At 34.9% G+C, this 22716-nt stretch carries 20 protein-coding genes, 1 tRNA gene and 3 pseudogenes; 9 read left to right on the top strand and 15 right to left on the bottom strand.

All coding sequences use genetic code 11. The features are described 5' to 3' along the window. Positions 1-273 precede the first annotated feature (273 nt). From ACQH2Q_RS05465 to ACQH2Q_RS05450, 4 genes are all read left to right on the top strand, one after another. Positions 274-349 (top strand) — tRNA-Ala (locus ACQH2Q_RS05465). A 214-nt stretch (positions 350-563) separates the two neighbouring features. After that, positions 564-2039 carry a magnesium transporter MgtE N-terminal domain-containing protein gene (locus ACQH2Q_RS05460; RefSeq protein WP_425383438.1) on the top strand — a complete coding sequence of 492 codons (1476 nt, stop codon included), beginning with the start codon at positions 564-566 and terminating at the stop codon, positions 2037-2039. 41 nt (positions 2040-2080) lie between these two features. Next, positions 2081-2566 (top strand): hypothetical protein, encoded by a 486-nt coding sequence (locus tag ACQH2Q_RS05455; RefSeq protein WP_010082371.1) that lies wholly within the window; start codon positions 2081-2083, stop codon positions 2564-2566. A gap of 97 nt (positions 2567-2663) precedes the next feature. Next, complete coding sequence (locus tag ACQH2Q_RS05450; RefSeq protein WP_010082372.1) at positions 2664-3038, top strand: hypothetical protein; 375 nt, start codon at positions 2664-2666, stop codon at positions 3036-3038. A 72-nt stretch (positions 3039-3110) separates the two neighbouring features. Here the strand turns inward: ACQH2Q_RS05450 and ccmE are convergent, their stop codons facing one another. The 9 genes from ccmE to ACQH2Q_RS05405 form a co-directional block, all read right to left on the bottom strand. Next, complete coding sequence (gene ccmE, locus ACQH2Q_RS05445) at positions 3111-3503, bottom strand: cytochrome c maturation protein CcmE (protein ID WP_010082373.1); 393 nt, start codon at positions 3501-3503, stop codon at positions 3111-3113. Beyond that, positions 3487-3624 carry a CcmD-like small membrane protein gene (locus ACQH2Q_RS05440; protein ID WP_010962957.1) on the bottom strand — a complete coding sequence of 46 codons (138 nt, stop codon included), beginning with the start codon at positions 3622-3624 and terminating at the stop codon, positions 3487-3489. Before ACQH2Q_RS05440 ends, ccmE begins: the two co-directional genes overlap by 17 nt. Continuing rightward, a complete protein-coding gene (locus tag ACQH2Q_RS05435) occupies positions 3621-4664 on the bottom strand; it encodes a biotin--[acetyl-CoA-carboxylase] ligase (RefSeq protein ID WP_010082374.1) in 1044 nt (347 codons plus the stop codon). Before ACQH2Q_RS05435 ends, ACQH2Q_RS05440 begins: the two co-directional genes overlap by 4 nt. Positions 4665-4681: 17 nt before the next feature. Further along, positions 4682-6046 (bottom strand): NADH-quinone oxidoreductase subunit N, encoded by a 1365-nt coding sequence (locus tag ACQH2Q_RS05430; protein WP_425383437.1) that lies wholly within the window; start codon positions 6044-6046, stop codon positions 4682-4684. Further along, on the bottom strand, positions 6043-7485 hold the full coding sequence (locus ACQH2Q_RS05425; protein WP_264339642.1) for a complex I subunit 4 family protein: 1443 nt from the start codon (positions 7483-7485) through the stop codon (positions 6043-6045). The genes ACQH2Q_RS05430 and ACQH2Q_RS05425 overlap by 4 nt, the downstream gene beginning before the upstream one ends. A 3-nt stretch (positions 7486-7488) precedes the next feature. Beyond that, entirely contained in the window at positions 7489-9336 is a 1848-nt protein-coding gene (gene nuoL, locus ACQH2Q_RS05420; protein WP_425383436.1) for an NADH-quinone oxidoreductase subunit L, read from the bottom strand. A 4-nt stretch (positions 9337-9340) separates the two neighbouring features. Further along, positions 9341-9649, bottom strand: coding sequence for an NADH-quinone oxidoreductase subunit NuoK (gene nuoK / locus ACQH2Q_RS05415; RefSeq protein WP_006012916.1), 309 nt, complete (start codon positions 9647-9649; stop codon positions 9341-9343). Beyond that, on the bottom strand, positions 9640-10227 hold the full coding sequence (locus tag ACQH2Q_RS05410) for an NADH-quinone oxidoreductase subunit J (RefSeq protein WP_264339643.1): 588 nt from the start codon (positions 10225-10227) through the stop codon (positions 9640-9642). The genes nuoK and ACQH2Q_RS05410 overlap by 10 nt, the downstream gene beginning before the upstream one ends. A 73-nt stretch (positions 10228-10300) precedes the next feature. After that, positions 10301-11017: a hypothetical protein gene (locus ACQH2Q_RS05405; protein WP_425383435.1), complete on the bottom strand. Its 717-nt coding sequence runs from the start codon at positions 11015-11017 to the stop codon at positions 10301-10303. A 322-nt stretch (positions 11018-11339) separates the two neighbouring features. On the opposite strand from ACQH2Q_RS05405, the pseudogene ACQH2Q_RS05400 reads away from it, so the two are divergent. The 3 genes and pseudogenes from ACQH2Q_RS05400 to ACQH2Q_RS05390 all read left to right on the top strand — a co-directional run bounded on the left by ACQH2Q_RS05400 (position 11340) and on the right by ACQH2Q_RS05390 (position 14775). Continuing rightward, positions 11340-12328: pseudogene (locus ACQH2Q_RS05400) on the top strand (IS630 family transposase). Between the two features lie 61 nt (positions 12329-12389). After that, positions 12390-12731: pseudogene (locus tag ACQH2Q_RS05395) on the top strand (WD_0964 family protein); the annotation flags it as partial. A 127-nt stretch (positions 12732-12858) separates the two neighbouring features. Beyond that, positions 12859-14775, top strand: a complete 1917-nt coding sequence (locus tag ACQH2Q_RS05390) for an ATP-dependent helicase (protein WP_155969319.1) — start codon at positions 12859-12861, stop codon at positions 14773-14775. Positions 14776-14929: 154 nt separating this feature from the next. Here ACQH2Q_RS05390 and ACQH2Q_RS05385 read toward each other — a convergent pair whose 3' ends face one another. The 5 genes from ACQH2Q_RS05385 to ACQH2Q_RS05365 form a co-directional block, all read right to left on the bottom strand. Beyond that, a complete protein-coding gene (locus ACQH2Q_RS05385; RefSeq protein ID WP_065094389.1) occupies positions 14930-15142 on the bottom strand; it encodes a hypothetical protein in 213 nt (70 codons plus the stop codon). A 162-nt stretch (positions 15143-15304) separates the two neighbouring features. After that, positions 15305-15541: a hypothetical protein gene (locus ACQH2Q_RS05380; RefSeq protein ID WP_238513961.1), complete on the bottom strand. Its 237-nt coding sequence runs from the start codon at positions 15539-15541 to the stop codon at positions 15305-15307. Positions 15542-15720: 179 nt separating this feature from the next. Further along, the gene (locus ACQH2Q_RS05375) at positions 15721-15924 is read right to left on the bottom strand and encodes an IS5 family transposase (RefSeq protein ID WP_007549940.1); all 204 of its coding nucleotides are present in this window, start codon (positions 15922-15924) and stop codon (positions 15721-15723) included. Between the two features lie 91 nt (positions 15925-16015). Then, entirely contained in the window at positions 16016-17182 is a 1167-nt protein-coding gene (locus ACQH2Q_RS05370) for an aspartate kinase (protein WP_155969028.1), read from the bottom strand. Between the two features lie 404 nt (positions 17183-17586). Next, a complete protein-coding gene (locus ACQH2Q_RS05365) occupies positions 17587-19032 on the bottom strand; it encodes a hypothetical protein (RefSeq protein WP_425383434.1) in 1446 nt (481 codons plus the stop codon). Positions 19033-19167: 135 nt separating this feature from the next. Between ACQH2Q_RS05365 and ACQH2Q_RS05360 the strand changes: the two genes are divergently transcribed. Together ACQH2Q_RS05360 and ACQH2Q_RS05355 are read left to right on the top strand one after the other, a co-directional pair. Then, on the top strand, positions 19168-20442 hold the full coding sequence (locus ACQH2Q_RS05360) for an APC family permease (RefSeq protein WP_010082345.1): 1275 nt from the start codon (positions 19168-19170) through the stop codon (positions 20440-20442). 297 nt (positions 20443-20739) lie between these two features. Continuing rightward, positions 20740-21599, top strand: a protein-coding gene (locus tag ACQH2Q_RS05355; protein ID WP_264705388.1) for an IS630 family transposase whose coding sequence is annotated in 2 segments (ribosomal slippage) — positions 20740-21064 and positions 21064-21599 — 861 coding nt in all. Because the reading frame shifts where the segments join, the coding sequence is not laid out codon by codon here. 14 nt (positions 21600-21613) lie between these two features. Here the strand turns inward: ACQH2Q_RS05355 and ACQH2Q_RS05350 are convergent. After that, positions 21614-22568: pseudogene (locus ACQH2Q_RS05350) on the bottom strand (IS110 family transposase); the annotation flags it as partial. Between the last annotated feature and the right edge of the window lie 148 nt (positions 22569-22716).

The raw sequence follows: 22716 nt of genomic DNA, 5'->3' as shown, positions 1-22716 counted from the left end.
TTAATCAAACTAAAATTTTCATGTGTGGTTAAATGAATTATATAATATACTGCGTTAGTGATAATTTAGTTAAAAAATTTTTAAAGGAAAACTTCTTGTTAATTTTCAGTTCACAGATTTATTTGGATGGTGTGACGTATAACGCTAAGGAGACAAAAAAATAGAGAAGTGTGTACACCCTGCAGAATTTGTACACTATTTAGCAATAGCCTAATAGATAAATATTTCTTGCATTTCAGCCTGAGTGATTTATGCTTTAAGCAAGAATTACCTGGGGGTATAGCTCAGCTGGTAGAGCATCTGTTTTGCACGCAGAAGGTCAGCGGTTCGATCCCGCTTGCCTCCACCAGTCTATACAGCTCTAGCCGCCACAAAACCTGTCAAAACAGCTTATTTTAATCTATGAGTGTTTTATACTAGTTTCCTAAAAATCCCTATTTCTTTTCGTCACTTCTCTCTACACAAGTAATGTTTGTTATTATAATTCTAATATATACTAACTTAACAATAAATTAATCAATAAATGTTAGAATAGCTATAATTAAATTTATTAGGTAATACTCATGAGTGGAAAAAAGCATGTTTTTAAGATGATACCTGGAAAAGAGGTGTTTAGAAAAACCCCGACTACAAGGATAAAGTGGCCTGAAGGTAATGATCCTACAATGCCTATTAAAAAAGTTGAGCTTGTATCGCTGGATGATAAAAACGATGTAGTACTAGGCTTATTGCCTATAAAACTTTGCAGCAGTTCTTGCCTAGACAGTTACATATGTCTGGAGGAAGAAAATGAAGGAAATCTGGTAGCCAAAGATTATAAAAGTGATTCTAACTTAGATTATGTAAAAAGTAACCATACATTTGTATATTACGGTAATGAGTTGGCTAAGTTATCATATACAAGAGAGCTTGTGCAGCCTTTCAAAACTATGTGTAGCAGTTCTATTAAATCAAAAAAATTGGAATACAAATATGTAACATGGGAAGATTCAGATACTGGCAACAATAAATATTATTTTTCAGACGAGGCAGGAAATATAATCGATTCACCTGACAATAAGGTATTACAAGACATTATGTTATACTACGGTGAGAGACATATAAGAGATGTGCTACTGTTGCTATCAAACGCGTTTACTAAAGTTTTTATTCAGGGCCTAACAGACGACCAACTAAAAACTCTTACCAATACTCTTAGTAACGAGCAACTGCAAAAAATAATTCCTGAACTGAGCTCAAGCCAACTACAGACCTTAGCAAAGAACTTAACAGATGAACAACTCCAAGCTTTAGTGGATCATCTAACCAATCACCAATTACAAACTCTTGCTCAGGAACTAAATCCAGAAAAGTTACAAATAATTGTTCCTATTTTAAATGATGCTCAGCTTGAAGCTCTAGTTAGAGACTTAAATCCAGAGCAAGTAAAAGAAATTTTACCTCACTTAAAAGTGGATCAGTTCAAAGCACTTATTAAAACTTTAAATGACGAGCAATTTACAGTGCTTGCAAAAGACTTGGCTGAGCACCACTTGACAATACTCTCCAAAGAATTAGAAGGTGATCAGTTGAAAGCTTTAGTAAATAGTCTGCAAGAAGAACAACTGAAAGACTTAGTTAATAAGCTTGATCCTGAGAAACTCGAAGCAATTGCTCAGGATTTAACTGATTCTAATAAGATTCAGATTATCATTAAGTCTTTAGTTGACAACCCAGACAAACTTCAAGCTTTTGCTCGCAATATGTCTAATGAGCAGTTTAAAGAACTTTTGGATAACGTAGGCGCAGAAGAGCTTAAAGACATCATTCACAAACTGCCTTATGAGAAAGTGACAGCTGTGATCGGTGATCTCAGCAATCAAGATCAGTCTAAAGCTATTATTGATGCATTAAAAGGGAAACCTGACGAGCAGAGTAAACAGAACAAGGAAATGATTGAGATGCTCAAGCAAATCAAGGAAGATATGCCAGGCATTGCAGAAGCTCCAGATTTTACAATAGTAGAAAACAATAACGATTCAATGCTACTTGTATGGTAGCAATTTATGAAAATCAATTTTTTTATAGGAGGTAACTTATTATGAGTAAAAACAATGTAGAATTATATTTTGGTGACGAGCCTTCAGACCAAAGTAAATTACTAAAACTTGAGAGCCCGGTTTTTACAAAACCAGATTTTGTAAAACCAAGTATAGATTCAGTAAAAATTCAGAATAAAGAAAAAGGTGCTAAGGAGTTAGATTTTGATATAAATCAGCCACTGGAAAAAATACCTATAGCGGAAATGAAGCAAACAGCCGCAGCTATAACATACCTTAAAAAGGTTTATGATGGCTTGATAGACAGTATTAATGAGTATAACACAAGTTTAAGCAGTAACATTACAACTGGCATAGTGGAGCCACTGTCAACAACTATATCAAATATAGGGAACAATACAACTGAAATAAAAAGTCAACTTCAAACTCTTCGAGATGAGCTTCAGGAATTTCGTGATGATCAGCCAGGCATTGCAGAAGCTTCCATATTCCCTCATGCTACTGGCGAAGAGAACGGGTTGCTTTAATAAAAAAGGTAATAGCTTGCTAGCTGTTACTCTTTCCACATACCACTTCAATGTAGCTGAATTGATTTTAAAATTATAATTTTTTATAGGAGTTAGCATGAATAATAGTAAACAAGAAAGCAAAAACGAACTTAAAGTAATAAGCAAAATAGAAGTTAACACCAAACCTAAAGGTTATGATGAAACAGTTGCGCGAAATCCAGCGCAGCTTGGTTATGTCCACAAAGCTTTAGATAAATTAATCGCAGAGCTGAACACGAAATTCGTTCCTGAATTGGATGATGTATTGCATAACAATAGCAACTCCATCAGTCAATTAAATGACATGCTAACAGAAGAAAGGAGTAAGCTTGACGAGCTAATTACAAAGGTTGGTAATGAAAATAGTGGTTTAGTACAGAGCCTGAATAACTTACAGACAAAAGTAGAGGAATTAGAAAACAATACCATTAATGAACCAGATTGGGGTTAAACTGGAAAGAGTAATAGTCTCTAGGCTGTGACTCTCTCTACATACCGTTTCAATACAGCCAGGTTAAGGAATCTATTTTAAAACTTTCGGCATATAGTTCTCATCATGTTTTGCAAACACTGTATCTGCAAGAAAAGTACTATTATCAAACATTTTACCTTGCACAACAACACCACTTTTTTCTGAAAACATTGGTGGAAGTATTCCCTGATATTTCACCATAACGCTCTTATTAAAATCTGTCATTTGAAAAATCACTTCACTTTCGTTGCGTATCACGCTATTTTCAACAACCATTCCACCAACACGGATTAGTTTTTGACCATTTGGTAAAACTATTGCCTCACTTACTGTATAGAAAAATGAGATATTTTCTTTGAGCGTTGTTAAAATAAAAAAAACTGCACAACTTAAAAAGCAGAAAATTCCTGAAGTTATAAGTAATCGCTTATGTTTCTTCTTCATGATTATCTTTCAGGCTTTCTAGAATTTTTTTACTTTTAGTATAACAAGAAATGGTAAAAATTAGCTCTCCAGCAATCAGCGTGAAACTAATAAGGTAAGCAAAAATTACATATGTATTCATAATGCATTATCAATAAATAACTCACCTGCATCAAAATAAATTAAGCTTCCATCCTTTTGCTGCAACACCAATTTACCACTTTTATCTATATCAGCAAAAATTCCTTCATACAATTTGTCAGCTAACTTTACACTGATTTGCTCATTCATTTTGAATGCTTTTTTTAACCACATTTCTCTTATAGCATAAAACCCATCAAGTAGCCATTGCTTTCTTAGCTTATTAAAATTTATTATTAATTTCTTTAACAGATCTATGTTAGACACAGACTCACCGTAATTGCTAATGCACGTTGTTCCTGGAAGTGGTGCATGACTGACATTAATTCCAATTCCTATAATGAGCCAATTCGAATTGGATCTTTTTTCAAGCAATATTCCACTTATTTTCTTGCCATCGATTAGAATGTCATTTGGCCATTTATACTGGAGATTTAGACCATTTATAAATGACAGTATAGCATTTCCAACAGCAAGAGCAGTAACAAAAGTCAATTCTGTTAATTTGCTAACTTGATTCATTAAACCTCTTTCTATCATCCCAGTATTTTCCCCAGTGCTTGACACATAACTATGCGAACATTGCAATTTGCAGGTGGTATGTGGTGTCATTCCAGTGCGTGACACTGGAATCCAGTTCTTATTACACAGTTGCCTGATGTGCCCATTTGTAATTAAGTTTTCTGGATCCCAGTGCCAGGCTACTCGGATGACATCATCCTTGGTGGGAATACCACAACGTTTGTACAGTTGTGTGCTTGACCATTCTTCTTGATTTCTAGATTCCAGCGTCACGCGCTGGAATGACACCGAAAGCTGGCTTTCATTCAGATAATCGTTAAAGAGGTTTATTACCAAACTTGCATAAAAATTACCCTCTGGAGAAATCCAGTTTTTTCCGGTGCGCCCCCTGCCTTCTGTTTGTTTATCAGCAACAATAATAGTTTCATTTGATATTCCTTTATCAATTAAATCCAACGCTTCTTTATTAGTGCTTGAAACTTTTTTGTAATGATGAATATGAAAACCCTCAGGGGTCACCTTGTCAGCCCTTTAGTTCAATGAGTGAGTAAAACGTACAAGAAAAGAACGAGGTTGATCAGCGAAGCCACCGAAGTGATAATGAATAGGCCCTTAGAATAAGCAACCTTATTACCACTAGCTTTATCGAAATACATAGCTTTTATAATATTTAGATAATAGTAACACGATACAACACTCGCCACCACAAGGGTCAAAGACAGGCTGATAAAGCCAGAATTTATTAAACTTTTGAATATAAAAAATTTAGCGATAAAACCTGCAAGTGGAGGTATTCCCGACATCGAGAGTAACAGTACAGAAAGATGAAATGCTACAATTGGGCGTTTCTTCCCTATACCAGATAAATTTGCAATATCACAATCGTCATCGTCAATTTGTACAAGATATGAGAATAGCCCTATGCTTGTGATGATATATATCACCAGATACATTAAGGCACTATCTGTTCCTGCTTGTGTAAAAATAGAAAGTGAAGCAAATATAAAACCAATGTGACCAATTGAACTGTAAGCAAGCAGCCTTTTTAAGTTTTGCTGACGTAAGGCCCCAAAAGCTGAGATAAGCACAGACAATGCTGAAACGTATAAGAAAATAGGCTGAACATAACTTTTTACATTTACTAACTCTTCATTCATCAATCGAATTAAAAATGTTACAAGTGCAGCTTTTGGAGCTGTAGAAAAAAACGCAGTTACTATGGTAGGTGCACCTTGATAGACATCTGGAGCCCACATATGAAAAGGAGCAATAGCAAGCTTGAAACACAAACCAATAAGGATAAAAACTAACCCAAAAACTATTCCATAAGTTATCTGATGGCTTTGCAAGAATGAACCGAGCTCAGAGAAATTGACTTGTCCTGTATATCCATAAAGCAGCGACATTCCATATAGCATAATGCAGGAAGATAGTGCACTAAGTGTAAAATATTTCACTCCTGCTTCACATGCATAAGCTGAATCTTTATTAAAGCTCGCAAGAACATACAAAGATATACTCATCAACTCAAAAGCTAAATAAAAAGAAATCAGACTATTTGCTGAAACCAAAGTTATCATGCCAAATAGCGCAAAAAGAATCAGTATTGAAAATTCATATTTATAGTCATATTTTGATAAATTCAGCATCAAAAGTATTAAAATTCCTGTGCTGAGAATTAACCCTTGGGCTGACCTGATGTATAAATTGAGTTTTAACAACGAATTAAAGAGAAAAATTTCATTGTTTTCTGCCGAAATAATTAAAATAATCAAAGTTACCACTGTGCAGCCAAGTGCTAATAAGTTGATAGTTCGGCGGTTAAATATAATTCCAAGCAGTAGCAACACTAACGAGGAGATAATAGAGAACGTTTCCGGCAATATCTGTATATAATTCATAGCGCATTATATTTGACTAACAAATTTGCCATACATGGCTTCAAATAATTCAGTGCAAGGGTTGGGTAGAATCCAAGCAAAATAACAAACACTGCAAGCAGAATTAAGACAGAAAATTCTATGCTATCCAAGCGGTTATTTAATAATTTAGAATAGCTAACCCCCCATATTATTTGCTTACATAAATTCAGCATATAAACTGCGCTTAAAATAGTGCCAAGTGCGATAAATCCTGTAAAAAACCCTATGCTCTTAAACATTCCAACCATAGCCAAAAACTCACCTATGAATCCAGATGTTCCAGGTAGCCCTATTGAAGCCATTGAAAATAAAATGAACATAAAACCAAATTTTGGCATTGTGTTTACTATGCCAAAATATTTTGCAATCTCCAAAGTTCCAGTTCGAGTATATAGCATTCCAACACACAAAAATAAAGCAGCAGAAATAAGGCCATGACTAATCATTTGAAATATGCTACCCAGTACTCCTTCCTCACAAAATGAAAAGAGGCCAGCAGTAACGATCCCCATATGTGCTATTGAAGAATAAGCTATTAACTTCTTTATATCATCTTGAGCAAACGCAACTAGCGAAGCATATATCACCGCAATAATGCTCAGCACAACAACGAAATTTGAAAAATATAAACTTGCCTGAGGAAGCATTGGAATAGAAAACCTTAAAAATCCATATCCTCCCATTTTAATAAGCAAGCCAGCTAAAATCACAGATCCAGAAGTTGGTGATTGTACATGCGCATCAGGAAGCCAAGTGTGAAATGGAAACATCGGTACTTTTATTGCAAAAGAAATAAAAAATGCAATCCACAGCAATGACTGCACTTCAAGATCAAGGCTTGGCACTAATGTAGCTAATTTTTGTATATTAAACGTTCCAAAAATGTTATAGATGTAAACCAATCCAAGTAGAAATAATAATGAGCCAGTTAATGTATAAAGAAACAACTTAAACGTTGCATATACCCTGTGTTTTCCTCCCCAGATGCCAATAATAAAGAACATTGGTATTAAAACAGCTTCAAAAAACACATAAAAGCTTATAGCATTCAGTGAAACGAAAAAACCGACTACAAAACTCTCAAGCAGTAGAAACAATGCCATATAGGCTTTTAGGGTCGTATAACTCATTTTGCAGTTGTAGAGTATACAAATTACAAACAAGAAAGTTGTAAGCAGAAGGAAAAGCAACGATATACCATCTATCCCTATTCCAACATTTCTAATTGGGTAGCTGACAAACTGAAAGTCCGCATTGTTATAATCAAATTCTATACAAACTACAATGCTAAGCAAAAATGGAAGTACAGCAAAAAATAGAGCAAGGAATCTTAGGTGTATAGATTGATGATTAATCCTGATTAAGGATAAAATCAACGCTCCTATCAGTGGAAGCAAGAATATACTAAGTAACAACACCTTCTATTTAATTCCAATAATATATAAAGCACCGATTATTAGAGTAACAAACATAATAAATGCATAATCAAATATATAACCAGTTTGTAACTTTATAGAACTTTTTGAACATTCATTAACCAACCTTACAACACCATTTGGTCCAAATGAATCAATAGCCTTAACATCAAACTTCCATAGAAGCCTAGATATAAACCTTATCGGTGCAATTATAACAAACTCATACACCTCATCAAAGTACCATTTATTCTGCAAAAACTTAAGTAAAAATTTACTCTTAATTTGCCTAATTACTTGATATTGGTAAATTAGGTACGCAAGTGCTATTCCACTTAGGCTTGCTAAGGTTGGCAGTAGTTTTATAAAGAAATTATGAACTCCATGCTCATCAATCATCACTAAACTTGATTTCCAAAACGCATTACTAGTTATGTTCAAAATATTTGCTCCCCATATTCCAGAAAATACTGATCCAAAAGCGAGTATCAGTAATGGTATAAGCATAATCTTTGGTGCCTCATGTATATTAATTTTACTTTGTTTTTGGCTGTGGAACACAAGAAGCAATAACCTCCAAGAGTAAAACGCTGTGAAGAATGCAACAACTAAGCTTATTACAAAAGCAAAGCTATCCGTGCTATAAGCATGTTCAATTATCAAATCCTTTGAATAAAAACCTGCAAATGGGAATATCCCAGAAAGCGCAAGAGATCCAATCCACATGAGAGCGTAAGTGCAAGGGATTTTCTTCCAGCAATTTCCCATTTTCTGAATGTTTTGCTCATGATGCATTGCATGAATCACATTGCCAGCACCAAGAAATAGTAGAGCTTTAAAAAAAGCGTGTGTCATTAAATGAAAAATAGCAACATTGTAAGCAGAAAGCCCACATGCCATGAACATATAACCAAGTTGACTGCAGGTTGAATAAGCAATTATTTTCTTTATATCGTTCTGAGTAATTGCAACGGTGGCTGCAAAAAAAGCAGTGAGTGCTCCAACGATAACTATTAATTCTCGTGCCACATTTGATAACTCAAAGAATGGAGAACACTTTGCTACTAAAAATATACCTGCTGTTACCATCGTTGCTGCGTGAATAAGTGCAGAAACAGGAGTTGGCCCTTCCATTGCATCTGGCAACCAAACATGTAAACCAAGCTGTGCAGATTTACCCATACAGCCAATAAAAAGTAATATGCATATTATATGAGTTACTTTGAATTCACAGCAGAATGCCCTAATGTTCTGCGTGCCAAGAAGATCAGTTGTGTCGAAAACTTCAGTAAAATTCAAAGAGTGAAATGTATAATAAATAAGAAAGATTCCAATCAATAGTGCAAAGTCTCCTACCCTATTCACAACAAATGCTTTAATTGCTGCATTATTTGCAGAATATTTTTGGAACCAAAATCCTATGAGTAAATAAGAACATAGGCCAACCCCTTCCCAGCCAAAAAAAAGCTGCACGAAATTATCGCTTACAACCAGCACAATCATGCAAAACGTAAATAGCGATAGGTAAGAAAAAAACCTCGACTTCCCCTTATCATGCTCCATATAACCGATAGAGTAGAGATGTACTACCAGTGAAACGGTGGTAATAACAATAAGCATTAAGGATGAGAGAGCATCCACACTAATTGCCCAATTTACTTTTAAGATGCTCAATGAAAACAAAGGAAATAAACTCAAGTGATAATTTTCAGAGAAGGTGAGAAAAACATACCAAGATAAAACTGCAGATATTCCAATCCCTGCCGTTGTAACTAACTGACTTTTTCTAAAAAGTGCTGCAAATAGCGAACCAAAAAGTGGCAAAAATACTATTAATTTCAGTATATACGTCATACTTTTATTCTTTCATTAAGTTCGCTTGTTCAACGTCTATATTGCCACGGCTTCTATAATATACAACCAATATTGCAAGCCCAACTCCTGACTCTGCTGCCGCAACAGTCAACACAAACATCACAAAAATTTGCCCAACTATATCATTCATAAAGGCAGAAAAAGCAACTAAGTTGATATTAATTGCCAGCAATAATATTTCTATTGATAACAATATATTGATTATGCTCTTACGGTTGATGAAAATACCGCACACTCCAATAGTGAACAAAACAGCAGCAACTATCAGAAAATGATTTAATCCTATTTCCATTCTACTCCTTTTCCAAATTTAGCCTTAATCAATTTTACAGATGAAGATTGCGTCAATTGCTTTAACACATTCTGTTTTTTAACTCCTTTTTTCTTATCCTGCAAAGTAAGAGCAATTGCACCGACAATTGCAACAAGCAGCAAAATTCCAGAAAGATGAAAAGCATACATATAGTCAGTATATAGCAAATTACCAATAGCTTTCACGTTATTAGTATTATAGTTTATAACATTGCTTATATTCGGTGCTGAGCTGCGGATTACAAAGCTGATGATTAGAAAAAACACAACACATAATATAGCACCAAGAGTGAAATGCTTTGCAAAACCCTGGCGCAACCTTATGTAGTCAATATCGAGCATCATAACTACAAAGAGGAATAACACTGCAACTGCACCGATGTATACTATCAGTACCATCATAGCAATGAATTCAGCTCCAAGAAGAATGAAAAGCACTGCAGAGTTAACGAAGGTGAAAATTAAAAATAATACTGCATGCACAGGATTTCTTACGCTAATCACGCATACAGCAGATAAAATGCTTAGAATTGCAAAAAAATAAAAGAAAAAAGGCATTGATACTTTAACTGCAACAATAGTTACTAATTTAAAGTGACTATTGTTGTAAAGTCAATACTAAATGCCTACCTTATGGATGAACTTGCGATTGTGATTTTAAACACTCAGGAGTAAGGACATTCTTAATCACAGTACCTATGCTCATATGGCGATCCTTTTGCCTTTCTTCACTGACCTTTTCACAAGATTTTCCAATACCATAACCCACCAGTGCACCAACAACAGTGGCTGCAATAAATACTGCAACAGCAACAATAGCAGGAGCTAAAGTGGCAGCTCCTGCAAGGTATGCTATAGCTGCTCCAATAATTGCACCACCACTTAAAGCACAACAAGTTCTACAAGCGTTTGGCTTGCTTTTAGGATTTGAAATCTCTTCTATTATTTTAAGTTTTTCTGCTACTAAATCACTACCTTGTTGTTTTTCTTCATCATTTAACTTACCAAATTTATATAAAATCTTTGAAGTGCATTCTAAGTATTGTCCAACAGATTGCACATGTTCTTTTAGTGCATCTATTGTTACTCCTTCATTAAAGTGTTCTCTCAAAGTATCATGATCAAGACGATCAAGTTCCCACATAAATGAAGTATGTATCTCATTGATTTGCTTAATAAATTCCTCAAAGGGCTCCTTTATTTGTTCAACATAATAACTTATTATGTCAGTCGTTTTTTTAACTGATTCAACATTACGGATTCTTAAATTTTCCACAGATGTTAAAGACGTAATAACTATCCGTTCTTCAAGTGAAAGTTTTCTTTGCTCATCAGAATTAGTAGGCATATTTTCTCCTATTTACTATACTTAACATACAATAATTTTAACTAATATTTTCACAATTGTCAAATTTAGGCGTCCATTTTTCTCAAAGTTCAAAGTACACAACAAAAACTTTACAGAGTGCAAGTAGTAAAATTCTTGACAACTTTAATTTATTAATGCATAATATATGTATATTAATAATCAGCGGTAGCTCAAAATGTACAACATATTTGGTTATTTCAAAAGCAACAATAGTTCTAATACCAATTCCCGCTACACAAGTAACGGATAGACAATAATAGAAAAAAAGCCATACTGAAGTAAGTAAAGTAGCGAGGTTTAAATGGCATTAAGATCAAAATTATTGGATGAAAAAGTGGTGGAATCAGCAAAAGAAATGCTGAAGAAAGTAAGAAATAACGCATATGTTGCAAAAAAACTAAATGCTGTAATTGCAGCAAAAAAGCACAGTATAACAGCCGTAGCAAAGATATGCTGCATTTCAAGAAAGGCACTTACTGCATGACCTAAAATTTGGCAGAGAAGAAAAATTATTTGCTCCGCCTCAACGCCGTAGAAAAACTATATTGAATCAAAGTCAACGTGAACAAGTTGAGGTGTGGATAGAGGAAAACCCCAATATTACTATAAAAGAAATGAAAATAAGAATTCAAGAAAAGTTTGGTTTGAATATCAGCAAATCTACAGTACACCGTAATATGCAAAGAATGAAATTCTCATATATCACACCAAGACCAGTGCATAACGGACAAGATAAAAGTAAACAAGAGGAATTTAAAAAAAAATCTTAATGAAACTATTGTCATGTATCCTGAAAAAGAGCTATTTTTCTTCGATGAATCGCGGTTTGGCACACATTCAAAGATTGGACACGGGTGGTTTAAAAAAGGCATTAGGACACAGGTTAAGGTAAAACTAGGTAGGCAAAATTTTTATCTCTATAGTGCAGTTAATCCCAGAAATGGAGAAAGTTCTAGCTCAAACGTCAATACTGATTGTATGAATATATTCCTTGAGCAGATGTCACAATATTTAGGAACAAGGGAGGCATTTCTTATCATGGATTGTGCTAGTTGGCATAAGTCAAAAAATTTAAAAGTACCTAAAAATATCGACATTATATACCTACCACCATACTCACCTGACCTCAATCCTGTTGAGAGGTTTTGGTTATATATAAAACAGAACATTTTGCGTAACAAAATCTACGACACAATTGCTTTGCTTGAGAGCGCTTTGTGCAAATTTATTACCTCTCTTTCTCACTCCACAATTAAAAAACTCTGCAATGCCGCTTATTTGATTCACTAGTAATGAGAATTGGTATAACGCACAAAGTAGCAGACTAGATGGAGAAAGTTATCAATACACCACAAGAGACTATATGACAATTTACTTTAATAACACACTAGCAAGTTTCAGTAGATCATTGAGAGAATTTAAAGAAAAAGCGTATGGATTTATGTATGATATCGGAACTTGGTTGAAAGAAACATATGAAAATCTCACTGAACGACCTGCAACGCATAATCGCTATACCCCAAAAGAAAAACCCCTTGTTGAAGTTGAAGAAATAGAAATGAAGGAACTAAACCGTACATATAAGCCATTCCAAACTCCACTTATCCACCCAACAAGCAGAAGTTCTGGTGCCAATACCTCAAATCAAGTTGTTGTTACTCGACATACACCTGAAACTACTAAAACAAAATAGATGTAAAACCTACGTTTAAATATGTAGTACTTGAGTGAAGCATTCTTTAACTGTTCTATTCAATAAAACCTTTACAATATTTCAATCATAGGTTTAACTTTACGAAGTTATAATCTATAGGGCTACGATGAACGATTATCTCTCACTGCTAAATCCAGAACAACAATCAGCTGTAACTAACATAGATGGACCGGTTTTAATATTGGCAGGAGCCGGAACCGGAAAAACAAGAACGATTACTTCAAGAATAGCACACATAATTAGAAATGGTCACGCTTATTCTGATGAAATATTAGCTGTTACATTCACAAATAAAGCAGCAAATGAGATGGTATCAAGGGTACTTGAGCTAACGGGCACAAACATACCATGGCTTGGCACTTTCCATGCAATTGCAGCAAAAATTTTGCGCCTGCACGCAGAAATTGTGGGCTTAAACCCCAATTTTACAATCATTGGTGTGGATGACCAATTACAGGTAATAAAAAATATTATCAATGAAATAAGCCCTGATTACCTATCAGAAAAATGTAAGACCATTATGAATATTATTCAGCAATGGAAAGAGAAGTGCTTATTGCCATCTGAAGTGGAAGATATTCAATCATTTAGGCCAGTGTACGTAACTGCACTCAAAGTCTATCACCAGTATCAGGAAAGGTTGAGATTCCTTAACTCTGTCGATTTTGGTGACTTATTGCTATATAACATACAACTCTTTAATCAAAAGACCGAAGTTCTGTCCTACTACCAAAACAAGTTTAAATATGTCATGGTAGATGAATATCAAGATACAAATGCGATACAATATCTTTGGCTAAAATACCTTGCAAAAGAGCACTCAAATATTTGCTGTGTAGGAGATGATGACCAGTCGATATATAGTTGGCGTGGTGCAGAAGTTGAAAATATTTTGAAGTTTTCTGATGATTTTAAAAATGCAAAAACCGTTAAACTAGAGTGTAACTACAGGTCAACATCCCACATACTTGCAACTGCGTCATATGTTATCAATCACAATAAGACTCGCTTAGAAAAAAAATTGTGGACAACAAACATTGAAGGGGAAAAGGTAAATCTAATAAAATTATGGGACGGAAAAGCTGAAGCAAGGTTCATAAGCGAACAGATATTAAAGCTCAATAAATACAGATTTAGTGACATTGCAGTGCTGGTAAGGGCCACTTTTCAAACTAGAGTTCTCGAAGAGTATTTTATAAAATATTCAATTCCCTACAAGATTATAAGTGGCGTAAAATTCTACGAACGTCAGGAAGTCAGGGATATAATTGCATATTTAAGACTCGTTACAAACAATAACGATGACTTAGCTTTCGAAAGGATCGTAAACCGGCCAAAAAGAAGCATAGGAGCTACAACTCTAAAGAAAATATACACGACTGCTCAGGATAACAAAATTTCTTTTTTTGAGGCAGCAAAAATATTAGTTAATAGTAATCAAGTAACCGAAAGAATTAAACTCTCACTAAATGATTTTTTAAATAAAATTAAAGCTTGGGAAGAAATAGTAAGCGTAAAACCACTGCATGAATTCGTTAAAATCGTAGCAAACCAATCAGGGTATATTGAAATGCTTGAAAATGAGGAGGTAACAGGCTTAGCACGAATAGAAAATGTCAAGGAGCTCATCTCATCTTTAAAAAATTTCGATAATGCCACAACTTTCTTGGAGCACATAAGTTTGGTGATGGAAGTGGATAATATGAATAACGATGACACCGTATATGTTATGACTCTTCATGCAGCCAAAGGACTTGAATTCCCGTGCGTGTTTCTACCTGGTTGGGAAGAGGGATTATTTCCTCATCAAAGATCTTTTGATGACAAAAGTGGTAAAGCTTTAGAAGAAGAAAGGAGACTCGCATATGTTGGCATAACCAGAGCCAAAGAAAGGTTAATCATTTCATGTGCAGATAGGAGGGAAATTAACAACCAGTGGCAACCGATGCGCACTTCTCGGTTCATTAAAGAATTGCCAAGAGAAAATGTTGAGGTAATTAAAAGCAACATTGCCTACTGTTGAAGCTATAATTGCAGATAAACATATCTTACAAATCTGAATTACTTTAACTATATGTTTCTCCTGGCAAAAATTCTGTAACCGTTCACACTTAATTCTTCAATCTCATACCAATTTCTATTACATAACAAACAAATAGACAATAGAAGTGAGAAGGTTATACTAAGGCAGTATAATGATGGAGTTTTGGAATGGCATTGGTATCAGGTTGCAATTTTAGCTTACATTGTGCCAATCTTTCTTCAATTGCTGCTCGCATAAATTCTGCCTGTCTTTTAGTTCTGCAGTGCACTATCGCATCATCCACATATCTTTCAAATGGTACTGTTGGGTGATTTTGTTTCATCCATATATCAAATGCATGGTGCATAAATATGTTTGAAATGATTGGGCTTATTGAACCTCCTTGCGGAACTCCTTTTTTCCCTAACTACCTTACTGCCATCTGCTTGCTGAATAGGGGATTTCATCCACCTTTCAACATACAGTATGACCCATTTGCAGTCTGTGTGCTTCTTGATAGCCTGCAGTGCTAAATTGTGGTCCAGATTGTCGAAAAATCCTGTAACATCAACAGCTTTCTTGGTAATCGTATCCTGTCTCCAATAAACAGCGGTTTTGCTATGTATCCTTGATCAGCAAAAAACTTACGTAAAGTTGGAGCCTTGTATTTAGCTTGAGTGAAAAGATTTAGAGCACCATCACGATCTTGAACACTTGCACTATGAACATCAGCCGCAATAATTAAGCCCACTGTATCTACAACAATATGACGTTTTCTACCCTTTATTTTTTTTTCAGCATCATATCCTCTGGATCCCCTTTTTGAGTGGTTTTTACTGATTGACTGTCAATTATTCCTACTGAAGGTGTTTCATTTTTACCAAACATTTTTCTTACCTCTTTTACTAGCATATTATGTATTTTTTCCAATTTGCCATTACTACGTCACCTGAGAAAATAGTCATACACCGTCTTCCATGGAGGAAAATCTTTCGGCAGCATTCTCCATTGACAACCACCTCTCATTATATACCTTATTGCATTAATAATTGTTCTGATATTGTGCTTTCTTGGCCTCCCTATCTTTCCTTGTGCAACATGTGGCTCCAAAATTTCCCATTCCTTATCACTTATATCACTTGGATACAATTTTCCCTCCTATTTTTTACTTACACTATCATATTTTTTTCCTCATTCCTTTTCAAGACATACTCTTAGACAACTGGACGTCAAGCCTATCCTAGTGCTGCATATCAAGCTCATACTCAGTATGTAAATCTTTGACTAAAGCTACAGCGCATTCTTTTTGAACAATTATACTGATTTTGATTTCAGATGTTGTGATAGCAAGTATTTCTATCTTTTTTTCGCTTAAAACCTTGAGTGTGCGGTGCATCACTTCAGTGTTAGACATAACACCAATACCAATTATTGAAATTTTAGCTACATTATCGTTTATAGCATAATTTTCATTCTTATTCAGTAACTTTTCCATTAAATCAATATCAAATTTGGAGATAACAAAACTTGACCCATGTATCATATCAATTTTAACGTTTGCTCCTGCTATATCTCTTAAAGTACGCAAGTTATTTGCAAGGTTAGTGAAAGTTACAAGAGCTTCATTAGTGCTATAAGTTATTCCAGTAATTAAGTATCTCTCTAGTACATCCCTTTTGTGTAGCACTGTGGTGCCTTCTACTTCCTTAAAAGTGGATAGCACTTGCACTTTAATGTTATGTTTCATTGCAAGTTGTACTGAACGATTATGCAGTATTTTAGCACCAGATGACGACATTTCCAACATTTCATCGTAAGAGATAAATTTGAGCTTGCGTGCCTTTGGAACAATTCTCGGGTCTGCTGTATATATTCCATCAATATCAGTAAAAATTTCGCAAATTCTAACACCAAAGGCTACCGCGAAGGCAACTGCTGATATATCAGAGCCTCCTCTTCCAAAAGTAGTGATTCTATCATCATTTATACCCTGAAAACCAGCAATGATCGCAGCAGTATAACCCTCAGCAAAAGATCTTTTCACACGGTCAATCTTTATTGTTTTTATTTTAGACTCAGAATAAAAATCATCAGTTACAATTGGTAACTGCCAGGCAAGCCACGATTTAGCATTAACTCCGATCGATTGGAGAGTGATAGCTAATAGACCGCAAGAGATTTGTTCTCCTGCTGAAAGCATAACGTCATACTCTGATAACTCTTGTCTGCAACTTAAATTTGAGATTTGCCTAGCCTGAAAAGCCATTTGGTCAGTAAATCCTGCAACAGCAGATACAACAACGATTACATTACAACCTTTCTCAATATCGTTTTTTATCAAATTTGCAACTCGGTTTAAATCAGTTAGCGAAGTCCCACCAAATTTTTTTATGATTATTTTGTCCATAGTTACAATATAACTCTCTTCTGAAGAAAAACATAGTTTTTGTAGAGATAGCAGCTTGCAAGCCATTCAGAAAAGGGAAGATAAAACTATAAAAAACCATAGGCGCCAGTTGGTTTTTAGCTAAAGTCAAGTGTCTGGAATTTTAGGCATAGAATCCCCCATATGAACAAGATTCAGAAAAAATGCAACGCACATTGGGCAGAGATTAAGTATGCGTGTGCACCCACATACACTGAAGAAGATACGCCACATTTTTAACTGAAATTTAAATGAAAAGTCTGCAGACGGAGACAAATTTTGAGCTCGAGAAACATCTCTAATTGTCATTATAATGAGGTTTCAAGTATGCGGAAGTAATTTTTTTAGCTAAAGTCAAAATTTTCTACCATGACATGAGCCCACCACTAAGCAGCAGGAGACCTTGCATGACCTCCAAAAAATGCTTTTACTCTTTCAAGATAAGTAGGTGGTTCTGCAGGGATTTCTATATTATACATTGAATAATACACTGCTTCCTTTATACTATCATCTGTAACTAATTCCCTTAATTTTTGCTTTATGGCACCTCTTTGAATACTTTTTCCATACTCTTCGTAAAATTTTATGTAAAGCTCTTTAAAGACAAATTCTCTTATTTCTATTATTGATTGGTTAATGTTGCTCTTCACCTCATCGCTTATATTATTTTTATCCGCATAATCTTCGGAGTAAAAATCTTCAAACTTGTCTACCAAAATTTTTAATTTTTTATAATTGCAATATTCTTTTAAAAATCTTTCAGTAAATTTAGGTGTTAATACGTTCACTGCTCCATTTATTTGAACCAAGAAATTATTTTTCGCTTCAAGACAACTAAGCGAATAAATAATACGATCGAACATTCCCAGAGTACATAAACCAAGTCCATCCTTTAAATTCATTAGTAATAGTGAATTCACATCTGATTTTTGATTCTTAGCAGCAGTTGAAACTAAGTTTGCAGCTTGTGTGAGAGTTAGTCCAGTTTTTGATTCTTGCCAAGCTGCTTCATTGGAACAATTAAAGTTAAGATAAAGTTTTAATTGCTCTTTTTGCTCAGTTGTAAGCTCATCTGAATTATTTATGTAGTCTTCAAACTCTTTATTGAGTACATTTGGTTGAGTTCCAAATTTCTGTTTTAGTTCTTCAGCGCAGTTTATGACACTTTCCTCAAAACTTCTAGTATGAACACTTTGACTACCAGTGCCCACATCACTTACATTAAACAAAAAGCTTAGCTGCTTTACATTCAAACCCAAAGGTGAAAAGAGTTTTACTGATGGATATTTTATTAACTCAAGAAGTGCTACTGGAATTAGCAGTGCATAATTTAACAATAATAAACCAAAATTAAATATAAGAAACCCACGTAGAGCTGATACCTTTGATGCAATATACAAAAATGGAAGCTGTAGGTAATATATCAAGTGTATACTGAAGAATAAGATTTTGTCCTTTAATTTTATTGTTGGATCTTTATAAACCTCAAACAACATGCTATTGCTATCAATATTGTTGTTTTTAAAGGAGGTATAGTTGTTTATGATCTTCTCTTGCAAGGGAAGAAGCATTTTATTCAGGCAAATAAACGCAGCAATAACAATAAAACCTGTAGCCAAAAATGCTAGTGCAGGGCTAGAAGTGCTTGTAGATAAATAGGCATAAAGACCATCAACAATTAAGTTTTTGTATAATCTTTCAAAGGGACGAACTAGAATCGGGTCAAGGATATAGTTAACAAGAAGATTTAAATAATACACGAGAAACAAAAGTGCAATCAAAAATGCAATAATACTACAAACAACCAAAAATGCTTTTAATCTCGGATTCATAACCCCCTCTTAATAATCTGTTAATATAATCTATTTTAGGAATAAATTGAAAAAAATGCAAGTTTTTATGTTAAAAGATCAATTGAAATTTCTGAGTTTAGGGTATATTGTTAATCTATTTAGATAAGAATTATTGTGTCAAATAAAATAGGTTTTTGGGCTATTTTTGCCTTAGTGATTAGCAGCCAAATTGGCTCTGGAATTTTTATGCTTCCAATTAGCCTTGCTCCATATGGCATGTATAGCCTTATAAGCTGGATAATATCAGGGCTTGGTGCTATATCTCTTGCTTTAGTTTTTGCCTCACTCTGCGCAAAATTTCCGGAAACGGGTGGCCCTCACGTCTATGTAAAGCATGCTTTTGGCCCTGCTGCAGCTTTTTTTGTTGGTTGGACGTATTGGGTGATCTCATGGGTTAGCACAACAGCCGTAATAGTTGTGGGTGTTGGTTATCTTACACCATTTTTCCATGAAGATATTCAAAACGTACATCTGTTTTTAGAGATGTTATTACTTACAATTATTACACTAATAAATTTTAGAGGAGTAGCTACTGCTGGACGTGTTGAGTTTTTATTGACGGTGATAAAAATTTCTGTATTGCTTGTAATACCTATAGCAGCATTGTTTTTTTTTGATAGAAATAACTTCATCATAAGTGAAGAAATATCAAATCTTACAACATCGCAGATTCTTGCCCGTTCTACACTTATTACTCTATGGGGTTTTATTGGAGTTGAATTGGCAACAGCACCTGCAGGGTCAGTTGATAATCCAGCTAGAACAATACCAAGAGCTGTGGTACTTGGAACAATCTCTGTTGCTGTTGTGTATTTTATCAACAATCTTGCAATTATGGGATTAATAAATGGCAATGATTTAGCAAGTTCAAGAGCACCATATGTTGACGCAATAAAAATTATGGCCTCTGGCAATTGGCACTTGATTATTTCTATAACTGCGTTCATTTTTTGTGTTGGTACTTTAAACGCTTGGGTACTAGCTAGTGGACAAGTGGCCCTTGGCCTTGCAAAAGATAAACTGATGCCACAGTTTTTTGCTCAAAGAAACAAGCACGGTTCTCCTTTCTGGGGCATAACAACTAGCTCAGTTGGAACTGCAACTTTACTAATCCTCACTTCAAGCAACAATTTTGCTAAGCAGATCACATCAATTATCGACTTTTCTGTAGTTTCATTTTTATTTGTTTACCTTGCATGCAGTCTTGCTTTTCTCAAAGTTATTGTGCAAGAAAAGAGTTGTTACAAATTTTTAATTGGCAGTATAGCAACAACCTTTTGCTGCTGGGTAATATTTGAAACTTCTGTGAATACCTTGCTGATCGCAAGCTTATTCACTGCAAGTGGCGTACCTCTTTATTTATTTTGGTATCGCAGAGTTTCTGTATAGCAAATGTTATGTATCTGTTCAGCAGAGTGGCAAAATAAGGTAGACGAGAAAAGACAACTATAGGAAGAAATGGGTGTCATGCCAGTGCGTGACACTGGCATCCAGTTCTTTCGCGCAGTTCCATCAAAAACGTTGTAAAGGATTAATCGCTTTCGTGTTTACCAACTTAGTGCCCAATCTGGATCCCAGATACTGTCTCTGCTGTCAAACAAATTATCCAACAAAATTACAATTATAGCTCTTTCCATAAAAGTCCGGATGTGATAGGATAAGGGTAGATGATGATAAGGAGGTTGAATGCCAGCAGCATATAGTTATGATTTAAGAAAAAAAGCAATGGAAGCGCTAGACGAAGGAGAAAGCAGAGAAACAGTGGCAGCAAGATTTAAGATTGGAAGAACTACTTTATGGGAGTGGCAGCAAAGAAGAAAAGAAACAGGAGACTTTCAATCAAAAAAACTTGGAAATGGGGGTTACAATCACAAAATTACCGACTGGGATACCTTTGCCAAATTTGCCAGAGAACACGGAGGAAAGACTCTATCGGAAATGGCTAAACTTTGGAACAACGTTAGTATCCAAACGATCTATCGAGCCCTTAAAAAAATTGGATTTACGCGCAAAAAAAGACATATGGATACAAGGAAAGAAACGAAGAAAAACGTGCTGAATTTTTGAAAATTATAGCGACAAAAGAACCTAAAAACTTAGTGTATATAGATGAGTCTGGCATTGATAACACCGAAGACTACCCCTACGGATATTGCCAGAAAGGACAGCGGTTTTATGCCTTAAAATCTGGAAAGAAAACTCAACGAATCAGTATGGTTGCAGCCTTAAGTGGAAGAAAGATAGTTGTTCCGTTAACCTTTGAAGGCCACTGTAATATGGATGTTTTTAATGGATGGTTTGAGCAATTTTTGACACCGATCTTGGAACCTGGACAGACTGTCATTCTTGACAATGCTACTTTTCATAAGTCTGATAAGATTATCGAGCTTGCTAAAGGGGTTGGTGCAGAAATTTTGTATCTGCCGCCTTATTCTCCAGATTTCAACAAAATTGAGCATCATTGGTTTGCTATAAAAAACAGAGCCAGGAAAAACATTCCTCTATTCGAATCCTTTCGTCGTGCTGTTGATTCTGCCTTCCTATGACCTGTTCGGACTATTATGAGAAATGCTATAAATGGTTGATTATTTTTAAGAATACCAAAAAAGACATGCATTAATTTTCGCATTAACGCAAGAACTATGACTTTTGGACATTTGCCTTTACTTGCTAGACGCTGACAAAACTTTTGAAAATGATTATTATGGTTTTTGACTACTATAGCTGGCATATAAAGAGCTTTTCGAATACGCTCAGATCCTATTTTGCATATGCAACTTCTCTTACTTACTGACGATCCCGATTGATAATGTCCTGGATTTAGACCAGCAAAAGCTGTAAATTGTTTAGCATTGTCAAAGTTATCAACTGATGGCATTTCTGCGACAACAGCAACAGCAGTAAGATATCCTATACCTTTTATAGTCTTAAGGTTTTCCACCATATTTTTTAGATGTGGATAGTTATTTATATGCTCATTAATTTCTTTTTCGAGAACAATAATTTGCTCCTCTATTGCCAAAATTACTTTAGATATAGCTTCTTTGCAACTGGAATGCATATTTTTGTTTTCCAAGCGATTTGTCTGTTGCACCTTATCATCTTTTAGCGATTGCATGCAACGGTAAAGCTCCCTCAAATGCCTCATTTCAGGTGCAATGGGCTTCCAAAGAGCAGGTTTGTTGGCGATACAAAATCTAGCTATCATAGCTGCATCTGATTTATCTGTCTTATTTCTGAGCAGCTCACTTTTGCCAAAAGCTTTCTGGGTTTACTATACTGACATTATGTCTTAAATCGTGCATAAAAGTAGCCAAATCTTCTCCATACCAACTAGTTGCTTCAAGACATAAATGAGTAAGATTTGCTCCATGGCCATTGCACCAAACTACAAGTTTTGCAAAACCATCTTGATTATTTTGAAAGACTTTGTGTCGTTTTTTACTGTCCACTAACAAACAAACATCAAATTTCTTTTTTGAAATATCCACACCCAAAATAGCATTTACTTGCATAAAATTGCCTCCAAGACTATAAATAAACTGAGAGTTTAGACTAACCTTGTAATACGGGATATAATTCCAAAAGATACTGTTCAGTCTTTAACTCTATGGGAGGGAAGCAAAATCTGGCTTAATGGCATTAGTGTCGCATCAGCTTCAC

It is taken from the genome of Wolbachia endosymbiont (group A) of Melieria omissa (assembly GCF_964031125.1).
In the GTDB taxonomy this organism is placed as follows: Bacteria; Pseudomonadota; Alphaproteobacteria; order Rickettsiales; family Anaplasmataceae; genus Wolbachia; species Wolbachia pipientis.
This window is presented reverse-complemented; position numbering and strand designations above follow the sequence as displayed.